Below are 12,554 nucleotides of genomic sequence, written 5' to 3' on the forward strand. Positions count from 1 at the left end.
TTCGGATGGGCGCCTGCTTGTGACTTTTCTGCTTTGTTCCTTGTCCCCAGCGGCTCGCATGGCTGTGGGGCGCCGCTCATGAGCGCCGTGCTGGCGCGTCAGGCGCAAGTCCTGGCCGATACCCGGCGTTGGTTGGAGCGGGCGGTGATCGGCCTGAACCTGTGCCCCTTTGCCAAGTCGGTGTACGTCAAGAACCAGGTGCATCTGGTGGTGGACTTCTCGACCGAATCCGAGACCTTGCTGAACACCTTGGAGGCTGAGTTGCAGGCCTTGGTCCAAGCGGATCCAGCCCAGCGCGACACCACTTTGCTCATCCTGCCCGAGGCCCTGAGCGACTTTCTCGACTTCAACGATTTCTTGGGTCAGGCCGACGAGGTGCTAGCGCGTCTGGACCTGGACGGCGAGCTGCAAATCGCCAGCTTCCACCCGCAGTTCCAGTTTGCCGGCACCCAGCCCGACGAGATCAGCAACTTCACCAACCGCGGCCCTTATCCCACGCTGCACCTGCTGCGCGAGGCCAGCATTGACCGAGCGGTCGAGGTGTTCCCCGAGGCCGACATGATTTACGAGCGCAACATCGAGACGCTGGAGCGACTGGGCCACGAAGGCTGGGCCGCACTGGACGTCGAGGCCCACCGGACCCCTTCATGAAAAAAAACAAATCCACGGCGGTGCCCACGCTCACCCGGGGCCAGGCCGCTGCTGATGCGGCGCTGAGCGCCGAGCTCAAACCAGGTCAGTCCATTGAGCTGCTCAAAGAACTGCACATCCTGACCCGCGAGGGTCGACTCAACCAGGACTCGCGGCGCAAGCTCAAGCAGGTCTACCACCTGTTCCAGTTCATCGAAAAGCTGCTGCAGGAGCTGCCCGCCCGTGAGGGTGGCCCCACGCTGGCCGACCACGGTGCAGGCAAGTCCTACCTGGGTTTCATCATCTATGACCTGTTCTTCAAGGCCCTGGGGCAGGGGCACATCTACGGTGTCGAAACCCGTGCTGAACTGGTCGAGCGCTCGCAGGCGCTGGCGCAGCGCCTGGGCTTTTCGCGCATGGCCTTTGTCAACACCACGGTGGCCGAGTCGCTGAGCGACCAGCGCCTGCCCGAGCAAATCGACGTTGTCACGGCTTTGCACGCCTGTGACACCGCGACCGATGACGCCATCGCCTTTGGCTTGCAAAAGCACGCCCGCTTCATGGTACTGGTGCCCTGCTGCCAAGCCGAGGTGGCCAGTTGCCTGCGTGAAAGCAAGGCGCTGTCGCTGTCGCGAACCCCGCTGGCCGAGCTGTGGCGCCATCCGCTGCACACCCGGGAGATGGGCAGCCAGATCACCAACGTGCTGCGCTGCCTGTACCTGGAGGCCTGTGGCTACCAGGTCACGGTGACCGAGCTGGTGGGCTGGGAGCACAGCATGAAGAACGAGTTGATCCTCGCCCGCTACACCGGCCAGAAAAAGCGCAGCGCCGCCGAGCGTCTGCAGGCGCTGTTGGCCGAGTTCGGTCTGCAGTCCTTGCAGGCCACGCGTTACCCGCTGCCGGCCTGAGGCTCGGGCGCAGGCGGCGTTCCTCCTTCATCGGCCCCAGTCGCTCATGGCTCGCTTGCCCCGCCTCGTCATTCCGGGTCTGCCGCACCAGGTCATTTTGCGCGGCAACAACGGCCAGCCGGTGTTTGTGGATGAGGTCGATCGTCAGGCCTTGATGGCGGTCTTGTCCCAGTACCTGCCCGAGCACGGCATCGAACTGCACGCCTGGCTGCTGCTGCCGCAGGCGGTGCAATTGCTGCTGACGCCGCGCAGCGCGGAGGGCTTGTCCGCCTTCATGCAGGCCCTGGGCCGCAAGTACACGCGTCAGTTCAACCAGCGCCATGGCCGCAGCGGCACCTTGTGGGAGGGGCGCTTTCGCTCCACCGTGCTGCAGCCTGAGCGCTACCTGATCCCCTGCATGGTGAACATGGACACCATGCCGGTGCGCCAGGGTCTGGTTGCCGAGGCACAAGACCACGCCTGGTCTTCCCATTTGCACCACATCGGCCGGCAGGTGGACCGCCTGATCACTCCGCACCCGGTCTATTGGCAACTGGGCAACACGCCGTTCGCACGTGAGGTGGCTTATGCCCGTCAAGTGGCGGAGGGCTTGTCTGCGCTTGAGTCGCAGGCCTTGTCGCAGGCCACCCAGCAGGGCTGGTTGTTGGGGGATGCCGCCTTTGTCGACGCTTGGCAGCCCAAGGTGGAGCGCCGCCTCACGCGGCGTCTGGCGGGGCGTCCTGCCAAGGCACGCACGGCGCCTGTCCCATCAGTTAAATGATCTGTCCCCAATTTAATTTTTAAAAATGCCGGTTGGATTTAAATTGGTATCTGACCCTAATTTAATTTTCTTGGCATTTTTATTGCACTGCACTATCCTTCGCTTCCCCGCGAAATATCGTGAACCCCGGGCCGCCACGGCTGCACCCCTCAGGTGCTTGCCCAGCCGGCCCCCACAGATCAGGACATGCCATGACGAAGGCTGCAGAGATTCAGCATCTCCAACAAAACGGTCTCTATTCGGCGACCAATGAGCACGACGCTTGCGGCGTCGGTTTTGTGGCCCACATCAAGGGCGTCAAAAGCCATGCCATCGTGCAGCAAGGCCTCAAGATCCTTGAAAACCTGGACCACCGAGGCGCCGTGGGTGCCGATGCCCTGATGGGTGACGGTGCCGGTATCCTGATCCAGTTGCCTGACGCGCTGTACCGCGAAGAAATGGCCAAGCAAGGCGTGGCCCTGCCGCCGCCTGGCGAGTACGGCGTGGGCATGATCTTCCTGCCCAAGGAACACGCTTCGCGCCTGGCTTGCGAGCAAGAAATGGAACGCGCCATCAAGGCCGAAGGCCAGGTCCTGCTCGGCTGGCGCGATGTGCCGGTGAACCGCGACATGCCCATGTCGCCCGCCGTGCGCGAAAAAGAACCGGTGCTGCGCCAAGTCTTCATCGGCCGCGGCAACGACGTGATCGTGCAAGACGCGTTGGAGCGCAAGCTGTACGTGATCCGCAAGACGGCCAGCGCCAACATCCAGGCCTTGAAGCTCAAGCACAGCAAAGAGTATTACGTGCCCAGCATGAGCAGCCGCACCGTGGTCTACAAGGGCCTGCTGCTGGCCGACCAAGTCGGTACCTACTACCTGGACCTGCAAGACCCGCGCTGTGTGTCGGCCCTGGGCCTGGTGCACCAGCGCTTCTCAACCAACACCTTCCCCGAGTGGCCGCTGGCTCACCCGTACCGCTATGTGGCGCACAACGGTGAAATCAACACCGTCAAGGGCAACTACAACTGGATGAAGGCGCGCGAAGGCGTGATGTCTTCGCCGGTGCTGGGTGCCGACCTGCAAAAGCTGTATCCGATCAGCTTCGCCGGCCAATCCGACACCGCCACCTTCGACAACTGCCTCGAGCTGCTGACCATGTCGGGCTACCCGATCAGCCAGGCCGTGATGATGATGATCCCGGAACCCTGGGAACAGCACACCACCATGGACGAGCGCCGCAAGGCCTTCTATGAATACCACGCCGCCATGCTTGAGCCCTGGGATGGCCCGGCCTCGATCGTGTTCACCGATGGCCGTCAAATTGGCGCCACGCTGGACCGCAACGGCCTGCGCCCCTCGCGCTACTGCATCACGGACGACGACTTCGTGATCATGGGTTCCGAGTCGGGCGTGCTGCCCGTGCCCGAGAACAAGATCGTGCGCAAGTGGCGTCTGCAACCCGGCAAGATGTTCCTGATCGATCTGGAACAAGGCCGCATGATCGATGACGAAGAGCTCAAGGCCAGCCTGGCCAACAGCAAGCCGTACAAGCAGTGGATCGAGAACCTGCGCATCAAGCTCGACGACGTGCAAGCCGAAGCCTCCGCCCCGGCCGCCAGTGACATCTCGCTGCTGGACCGCCAGCAAGCCTTTGGCACGACCCAGGAAGACATCAAGTTCCTGATGAGCCCGATGGCTGTCAACGGCGAAGAAGGCATTGGCTCCATGGGCAACGACAGCCCGCTGGCCGTGCTGTCGGACAAGAACAAGCCGCTGTACAACTACTTCAAGCAGTTGTTCGCGCAAGTGACCAACCCGCCGATCGACCCGATCCGCGAAGCCATCGTGATGTCCTTGGTGTCCTTCATCGGTCCCAAGCCCAACCTGCTGGACATCAACCAGGTCAACCCGCCGATGCGCCTTGAAGTGAGCCAGCCAGTGCTCAACTTCGCCGACATGGCCAAGCTGCGCAACATTGCAGCCACCACCCAAGGCAAGTTCAAGAGCCACACGCTGGACATCACCTACCCGCTGGTCTGGGGCCATGAAGGCGTGGAAGCCAAGTTGGCCTCGCTGTGCGCCGAGGCTGTGGACGCGATCAAGGGTGGCAACAACATCCTGATCGTCAGCGACCGCGGCGTGAGTGCCACGCAAGTGGCCATTCCCGCGCTGCTGGCCCTGTCGGCCATTCACCAGCACCTGGTGCGAGAAGGTCTGCGCACCACCGCTGGCCTGGTGGTGGAAACCGGCACCGCGCGTGAAGTGCACCACTTCGCCGTGTTGGCGGGCTACGGCGCTGAAGCCGTGCACCCCTACCTGGCCATGGAAACCCTGGCGGCCATCCACAAGGACCTGCCGGGCGACCTGTCGGCTGACAAGGCCATCTACAACTACGTCAAGGCGATCGGCAAGGGCCTGTCCAAGATCATGTCCAAGATGGGCGTGAGCACCTACATGAGCTACTGTGGCGCCCAGTTGTTCGAAGCCATCGGCATCAACAACGAAACCGTCGAGCAGTACTTCACTGGCACCGCCAGCCGCGTTGAGGGCATTGGTGTGTTCGAGATCGCTGAAGAAGCCATCCGCATGCACAAGGCCGCCTTCGGCGACGACCCGGTGCTGGCCAACATGCTGGACACTGGCGGTGAATACGCCTGGCGTGCCCGTGGCGAAGAGCACATGTGGACCCCGGATGCGATTGCCAAGCTGCAGCACTCGACCCGCGCCAACAACTGGAACACGTACAAGGAATACGCCCAGATCATCAACGACCAATCGCGTCGCCACATGACCCTGCGCGGCCTGTTCGAGTTCAAGATCGACCCGGCCAAGGCCATCCCGGTGGACGAAGTCGAATCCGCCAAGGAAATCGTCAAGCGCTTCGCCACCGGCGCCATGTCCATGGGCTCGATCTCGACCGAAGCCCATGCGACCCTGGCCGTGGCCATGAACCGCATTGGCGGCAAGAGCAACACCGGCGAAGGCGGTGAGGACCCGGCGCGTTACCGTCAGGAACTCAAGGGCATCCCGATTGCTCAGGGCGCCACGCTCAAGAGCGTGATCGGCGACAGCGCCGTGGAAGTCGACCTGCCGCTGCAGGCCGGTGACTCCCTGCGCTCCAAGATCAAGCAAGTCGCTTCGGGCCGCTTCGGTGTGACCGCCGAATACCTGTCCAGCGCCGACCAGATCCAGATCAAGATGGCCCAAGGCGCCAAGCCGGGTGAAGGTGGTCAGCTGCCGGGCGGCAAGGTGTCCGAGTACATCGGCAAGCTGCGCTACTCGGTGCCGGGTGTGGGCCTGATTTCGCCCCCGCCGCACCACGACATCTACTCGATCGAGGACTTGGCTCAGCTGATCCACGACCTGAAGAATGTGGCACCGCACTCCAGCATCAGCGTCAAGCTGGTGTCTGAGGTGGGGGTTGGCACCATCGCGGCCGGCGTGGCCAAGTGCAAGAGCGACCACGTCGTGATCGCCGGCCATGACGGCGGCACGGGCGCTTCGCCCTGGTCCTCGATCAAGCACGCCGGCGGTCCGTGGGAAATCGGCCTGGCCGAAACCCAGCAGACCCTGGTGCTGAACCGCCTGCGCGGCCGCATTCGCGTGCAGGCCGACGGCCAGATGAAGACCGGTCGCGACGTTGCCATCGGCGCGCTGCTGGGCGCTGATGAGTTCGGTTTCGCCACGGCGCCGCTGGTGGTCGAAGGCTGCATCATGATGCGCAAGTGCCACCTGAACACCTGCCCGGTGGGCGTGGCCACGCAAGATCCGGTGCTGCGCGCCAAGTTCTCGGGCAAGCCCGAGCATGTGGTGAACTACTTCTTCTTCATTGCTGAAGAAGTGCGTCAGATCATGGCCCAACTGGGCATCCGCAAGTTCGACGACCTGATCGGCCGTGCCGACCTGCTCGACACCAAGAAGGGCATCGAACACTGGAAGGCTCAAGGCCTGGACTTCAGCCGCCTGCTGGCCCAGCCGCAAGTGCCGGCCGATGTGCCGCGCTTCCACGTCGACAACCAAGACCACGGCCTGGAAAAGGCCCTGGACGTGGTGCTGATCGAGAAGTCGCGCGCTGCGATCGACAAGGGCGAGAAGGTGCAGTTCATCGAACGCGCCCGCAACGTCAACCGCTCGGTCGGTGCGATGCTCTCGGGCGCCCTGACCAAGGTGCATCCGGAAGGCCTGCCAGACGACACCATCCGCATCCAGCTGGAAGGCACGGGCGGTCAGTCCTTCGGCGCCTTCCTGGCCCGCGGCATCACCATGTACCTGATTGGTGACGCCAACGACTACACCGGCAAGGGTTTGTCGGGTGGCCGCGTGGTGGTGCGTCCGAGCATCGACTTCCGTGGCGAAGCAGCCCGCAACATCATCGTGGGCAACACCGTCATGTACGGTGCCACCAGCGGTGAGGCTTTCTTCAGCGGCGTTGCTGGTGAACGCTTCGCAGTGCGCCTGTCGGGCGCCACGGCAGTGGTCGAAGGCACGGGTGACCACGGCTGTGAATACATGACTGGCGGTACCGTGGCCGTGCTGGGCAAGACCGGCCGCAACTTCGCCGCGGGCATGAGCGGCGGCGTGGCGTATGTGTACGACGACGACGGCAGCTTTGCCAGCCGTTGCAACACCGCCATGGTGAGCCTGGACAAGGTCCTGTCGGCTGCCGAACAAGAGGCCAGCGTCGACGCTGCCATCTGGCACCGCGACCAGACCGACGAAGCCCAGCTCAAGAAGCTGTTGGAAGACCACCACCGTTGGACGGGCAGCAAGCGTGCGCGCGAACTGCTGGACAACTGGACGGAGGCCCGCGCCAAGTTCGTCAAGGTGTTCCCGACCGAGTACAAGCGCGCTCTGGGCGAAATCAACGCCAAGAAGCAGGCTGCCACGGCGACCACCAAGGCCAAGGCCTCGGCCAAAGAAGCGGCTGCGGCCAAGTAATTCGATCCGACCTCACGATTCAAGGACAAAGCATCATGGGAAAAGTCACCGGCTTCATGGAATTTGAGCGCATCGAAGAAGGCTATAAGCCCGTTCCCGAGCGCCTGAAGCACTACAAGGAATTCATCGTCGGTCTCGACGCCAGCCAGGCCAAGGTGCAGGGCGCGCGCTGCATGGATTGCGGCACGCCCTTCTGCAACAACGGCTGCCCGGTCAACAACATCATTCCGGACTTCAACGACCTGGTTTACAAGGGCGATTGGCAAAACGCCATCGAGGTGCTGCACAGCACCAACAACTTCCCTGAGTTCACTGGTCGCATCTGCCCCGCCCCTTGCGAGGCCGCCTGCACGCTGAACGTGAATGACGATGCGGTGGGCATCAAGTCCATCGAGCACGCCATCATCGACCGCGCCTGGGCCGAAGGTTGGGTCACGGCCCGTCCGGCCAAGCACAAGACCGGCAAGAAGGTCGCCGTCGTGGGCTCCGGCCCGGCCGGCATGGCTGCAGCCCAGCAGCTGGCCCGCGCTGGTCACGATGTGACCTTGTTCGAAAAGAACGACCGCATCGGCGGCCTGCTGCGCTACGGCATCCCCGACTTCAAGATGGAGAAGTCGCACATCGATCGCCGCGCCAAGCAGTTGGAAGCCGAAGGCGTCACCATCCGCACCAGCGTGATGGTGGGCAAGTTGCCTGAAGGCTCCAAGGTCACCAACTGGGCCAAGGAAACCATCAGCCCCGAGCAGCTGAAGAAAGACTTCGACGCGGTGCTGCTGACGGGCGGCTCCGAGCAGTCGCGCGACTTGCCGGTGCCGGGCCGTGACCTGGACGGCATCCATTTCGCGATGGAATTCCTGCCCCAGCAAAACAAAGTCAACGCAGGCGACAAGCTCAAGGGTCAGTTGCGTGCCGACGGCAAGAATGTGATCGTCATTGGCGGTGGCGACACCGGCAGCGACTGCGTGGGCACCAGCAACCGCCACGGCGCCGTCAGCGTGACTCAGTTCGAGGTCATGCCCCAGCCGCCGGAACAAGAAAACAAGCCCCTGGTGTGGCCCTACTGGCCGCTGAAGCTGCGCACCAGCTCCAGCCATGAAGAAGGCTGCACGCGTGAATTCGCTGTTTCCACCAAGGAATTCATGGGTGAAAAGGGCAAAGTCACCGGCCTGAAGACCGTGCATGTCGAATTCAAGGACGGCAAGCTGGTCGAAATTCCGGGCACCGAAAAAGAATACAAGGCCGACCTGGTGTTGTTGGCCATGGGCTTTGTGAACCCGGTTGCCACCGTGCTGGACGGTTTTGGTGTGGACAAGGATGCGCGTGGCAATGCCAAGGCCAGCACCGAGTTCACGGGCGGTTACGCCACCAATGTGCCCAAGGTGTTTGCCGCCGGCGACATCCGCCGCGGTCAATCGCTGGTGGTCTGGGCCATCCGCGAAGGCCGTCAAGCCGCCCGTGCGGTGGACGAGTTCCTGATGGGCTTCAGCGACCTGCCGCGCTGAGCGACAGCCCCGGTTCGCCGGGGCCGACTGCCTTGACAACGCCTCCTTTTGGGGGCGTTGTCATTGGGGGCGGCCCCTCTTGACTCCGGGTTAACCTGAATCCCTTATGATTCCGGAACGCTGGGCACCGTCCGGCGTTTTCGTTTCATGGCACCCACACCCAACTCCTCCCTTGTCGAACTGCGAGACCTGACCTTCGGGTACGGTGATCGCCGAATTCTCGATGGCGTCACCTTGACCGTGCCTCGAGGCCAGGTCACGGCCCTGATGGGCGCCTCCGGTGGGGGCAAAACCACGGTGCTGCGCCTCATCGGCGGCCAGATTCGCCCTCAATCGGGTGAGTTGCGCTTTGACGGTGAAGATTTGCGCACGCTCGACACGGCGGGGCTCTACCGCATCCGCCGTCGCATGGGCATGCTGTTTCAGTTCGGTGCGCTGTTCACGGATTCCAGCGTGTTCGACAACGTGGCTTTTCCGCTGCGAGAGCACACCGACCTGCCCGAAGCCCTGATCCGGGACATCGTGCTCATGAAGCTCAATGCGGTGGGCCTGCGTGGCGCCCGGGACCTGATGCCCAGCGAGGTCTCCGGCGGCATGGCGCGGCGTGTGGCGCTGGCGCGGGCGATCGCCCTGGACCCCGAACTGGTCATGTACGACGAACCCTTTGCTGGCTTGGACCCCATTTCGCTGGGCACGGCGGCGCGCTTGATTCGCCAGCTCAATGACGCCATGGGCCTGACCAGCATCATCGTGTCGCACGACCTCGATGAAACCTTCCACATCGCCGACAAGGTGATTGTGTTGGCCAACGGCCGCATCGCCGCCCAAGGCACCCCCGACGAGGTGCGCAACAGCACCGATCCCTTGGTGCATCAATTTGTCAACGCCTTGCCTGAAGGGCCGGTGCGTTTCCACTACCCTGGCCCCACGGTCGCAGACGACTTTGGGCCCCACAGCGGAGCCGCGCGATGACTTGGTACCGACCCTCTGATGTGGGCCTGGCCACGCGTCGCCAGCTGGCCAACCTGGGGCACGGCGCACGCTTGTTCCTGCGCCTGCTGGTGTCTCTGGGCGTGTGCCTGCGACGCTTTGGCTTGGTGCGCGATCAAATTCACTTCTTGGGCAATTACTCGCTGGCCATCATCGGCGTGTCGGGTTTGTTCATTGGCTTTGTGTTGGGCTTGCAAGGCTTCAACATTCTTCAGCGCTATGGCTCATCGGAGGCTCTGGGGCAGCTGGTGACCTTGTCCCTGGTGCGGGAGTTGGGCCCGGTGGTCACGGCCCTGCTGTTTGCCGGGCGTGCGGGGACGTCGCTGACCGCCGAAATTGGTTTGATGAAGGCCGGCGAGCAACTCAGTGCCATGGAAATGATGGCGGTGGACCCGGTTCAACGCATTCTGGCGCCACGTTTTTGGGCTGGTGTGATCACCTTGCCCTTGCTGACGGCGGTGTTCAGCGCGGTGGGGGTGCTGGGGGGCTGGGTCATTGCGGTGCCCTTGATCGGGGTCGATTCCGGCTCGTTCTGGAGTCAGATGCAAGGCGGGGTCAATGTGTGGAGTGACGTCGGCAACGGTGTCATCAAAAGCATCGTCTTCGGTTTCACGGTGACATTCACGGCCTTGTTGCAAGGATTTGAGGCCATGCCCACACCTGAAGGGGTGTCCCGCGCGACCACCCGGACGGTGGTTGTGGCGTCCCTGGCTGTGCTGGGTCTGGATTTCATCCTGACCGCACTGATGTTCAGTATTTGAGATTCAACCGGGTGGGCTTGGGCTTGCCCTCGATGTGAAAAGGAGAGTGTTGTGCAACGCTCTAAAAATGATGTTTGGGTGGGTTTGTTTGTGCTGCTGGGCTTGGCTGCGGTGCTGTTCCTGGCTTTGCAATCGGCCAACCTGCTGAGCCTGAGCTTTCAGTCGACCTACCGGATCACGGCCAAGTTTGACAACATTGGCGGGCTCAAGCCCAAGGCAGCGGTCAAGAGCGCTGGCGTGGTGGTGGGGCGGGTCGAGTCCATCGTGTTCGACGACAAATCCTTCCAGGCCCAGGTCACCCTGGCGTTAGAAAATCGTTACGCCTTTCCCAAGGACAGTTCGCTGAAAATCCTCACCTCGGGCTTGTTGGGTGAGCAGTACATCGGCATTGAAGCCGGCGCGGACGACAAGAACCTGGCCCAGGGCGACAAGGTGGGCACCACCCAGTCAGCCGTGGTGCTGGAGAACCTGATCAGCCAGTTCCTCTACAGCAAGGCGGCCGATGGCCCATCGACACCAAATGCGGGCGCGAAGAAATAACATGGAGGCTTTTGTGAACTCATTTTCAGTGGGGCGATTGGCCTCTGGGTGGCGCTGGGTGCTTTTGGCCCTGACGCTGGCGGTGTTGTCGGGTTGCGCCACGGGTCCGGGTAAGAATCCACGCGATCCGCTGGAGCCCTTCAACCGGGACATGTCCCGTTTCAATGAGGCGGTGGACAACGCGGTGCTCAAGCCCGTGGCGACGGCATACCGGGAGGTCACGCCCTCGCTGGTGCGCACCGGGGTGAACAACTTCTTCTCCAATTTGGGTGAGGTGTGGTCCTTCGTCAACAACGTGCTCCAGCTTGACCCCAAGGCCTCGGCCGAAACCGCCCTGCGTTTTGGTTTCAACACGGTGTTCGGTCTGGGCGGGGTGCTCGACATTGCCAGTGAAATGCAGATCGAGCAGCACAAACAAGACTTTGGCCAGACCCTGGCGCGCTATGGCGTGCCCACCGGCCCTTACATCGTGCTGCCAGTGCTGGGCCCGTCGACCCTGCGTGACACCCTGGCCTTGCCCATCATCCTCAAGGGCGATGTCGTGACCCGCATCGACCATGTGCCGACGCGCAATTCGCTGTACGCCGCCCGGGTGGTGTCGGTGCGCTCCAACCTGCTGGGTGCCAGCCGGGTGCTGGATGAGGCCGCGTTGGACAAGTACTCCTTCACGCGGGACGTGTACCTGCAGTTGCGTGACAACGAGCAGCGCAATGGCCGCGCTGTCGTGGATGAAGACGATGGCGCCTTGCCGCCTGAACCGCTGCCTTGATATTTGGTGCGCCTTGTCGGCCTGATGGCTCGGCGCTTCGTTATGAACCGGTGAGAGCAGCGTTCATGCACAAGGCTGGGGCCTTGGCAGTTGCTTCTCCAGCTTGGCGGGTGGAACCTGCTTTGAAAGATCTCTATGAAACGACGTAATTTGGGTGCTTGGTTGTTGGCAACGGCCAGTGCATTGACGATGGCCTTGCCGCTGTCCGTGCAGGCGGCTGACGAAGCCCCAGACGCCTTGATCAAGCAACTCTCCACCGACGTGCTGGAGACCATCAAGACCGACAAGGCGATCCAGGCGGGTGACACCAACAAGATCATCACCTTGGTAGACACCAAGATCATGCCCAATGTGAACTTTCCGCGCATGACGGCTGCCGCCGTCGGGCCGGCTTGGCGTCAGGCTTCGGCCGAGCAAAAGGCCCGTCTGCAGGAGGAGTTCAAGACCCTGCTGGTGCGCACCTACTCGGGCGCGCTGGCCCAGGTGTCGGATCAAACCATCTCGATCAAGCCCTTGCGGGCCGGTGCCGATGACGCCGACGTGGTGGTGCGCACCGAAGTGCGTGGCAAGGGTGACCCGATCCAACTCGATTACCGCCTTGAAAAGACCCCCGGCGTTGGTGCTGGCTGGAAGATCTATAACCTCAACGTGATGGGCGTGTGGCTGGTCGAAACCTACCGCAGCCAGTTCGCCACCGAGATCAATGCCAAAGGCCTGGACGGCTTGATCGCCACCCTGACCGAGCGCAACAAGGCGAACAACGCCAAGAAGGGCTGAG

General features: G+C 62.6%; 10 protein-coding genes. All 10 read left to right on the plus strand.

Going from position 1 to position 12,554, the window contains the following annotated elements; translation table 11 throughout:
* The first annotated feature begins 78 nt into the window (after positions 1-78).
* Entirely contained in the window at positions 79-651 is a 573-nt protein-coding gene (locus tag PSQ39_RS16735) for a DUF1415 domain-containing protein (RefSeq protein WP_273927986.1), read from the plus strand.
* On the plus strand, positions 648-1,538 hold the full coding sequence (locus PSQ39_RS16740; RefSeq protein ID WP_273927987.1) for a class I SAM-dependent methyltransferase: 891 nt from the start codon (positions 648-650) through the stop codon (positions 1,536-1,538). Before PSQ39_RS16735 ends, PSQ39_RS16740 begins: the two co-directional genes overlap by 4 nt.
* 46 nt (positions 1,539-1,584) lie before the next feature.
* Positions 1,585-2,298, plus strand: a complete 714-nt coding sequence (locus tag PSQ39_RS16745) for a transposase (RefSeq protein WP_273927988.1) — start codon at positions 1,585-1,587, stop codon at positions 2,296-2,298.
* A 191-nt stretch (positions 2,299-2,489) separates the two neighbouring features.
* Positions 2,490-7,214 carry a glutamate synthase-related protein gene (locus tag PSQ39_RS16750; protein WP_273927989.1) on the plus strand — a complete coding sequence of 1,575 codons (4,725 nt, stop codon included), beginning with the start codon at positions 2,490-2,492 and terminating at the stop codon, positions 7,212-7,214.
* 35 nt (positions 7,215-7,249) lie between these two features.
* Positions 7,250-8,716: a glutamate synthase subunit beta gene (locus PSQ39_RS16755; RefSeq protein WP_273927990.1), complete on the plus strand. Its 1,467-nt coding sequence runs from the start codon at positions 7,250-7,252 to the stop codon at positions 8,714-8,716.
* A gap of 147 nt (positions 8,717-8,863) precedes the next feature.
* Entirely contained in the window at positions 8,864-9,688 is an 825-nt protein-coding gene (locus PSQ39_RS16760) for an ABC transporter ATP-binding protein (protein ID WP_273927991.1), read from the plus strand.
* A complete protein-coding gene (mlaE, locus tag PSQ39_RS16765) occupies positions 9,685-10,467 on the plus strand; it encodes a lipid asymmetry maintenance ABC transporter permease subunit MlaE (protein ID WP_273927992.1) in 783 nt (260 codons plus the stop codon). The genes PSQ39_RS16760 and mlaE overlap by 4 nt, the downstream gene beginning before the upstream one ends.
* Before the next feature lie 51 nt (positions 10,468-10,518).
* Entirely contained in the window at positions 10,519-11,007 is a 489-nt protein-coding gene (gene mlaD / locus PSQ39_RS16770; RefSeq protein ID WP_273927993.1) for an outer membrane lipid asymmetry maintenance protein MlaD, read from the plus strand.
* Position 11,008: 1 nt separating this feature from the next.
* Positions 11,009-11,776 carry an MlaA family lipoprotein gene (locus PSQ39_RS16775; RefSeq protein WP_409242049.1) on the plus strand — a complete coding sequence of 256 codons (768 nt, stop codon included), beginning with the start codon at positions 11,009-11,011 and terminating at the stop codon, positions 11,774-11,776.
* Positions 11,777-11,911: 135 nt separating this feature from the next.
* Positions 11,912-12,553, plus strand: coding sequence for an MlaC/ttg2D family ABC transporter substrate-binding protein (locus PSQ39_RS16780; protein ID WP_273927995.1), 642 nt, complete (start codon positions 11,912-11,914; stop codon positions 12,551-12,553).
* Position 12,554: the final 1 nt, after the last annotated feature.

The organism is Curvibacter microcysteis, assembly GCF_028649455.1.
In the GTDB taxonomy this organism is placed as follows: domain Bacteria; phylum Pseudomonadota; class Gammaproteobacteria; order Burkholderiales; family Burkholderiaceae_C; genus Curvibacter; species Curvibacter microcysteis.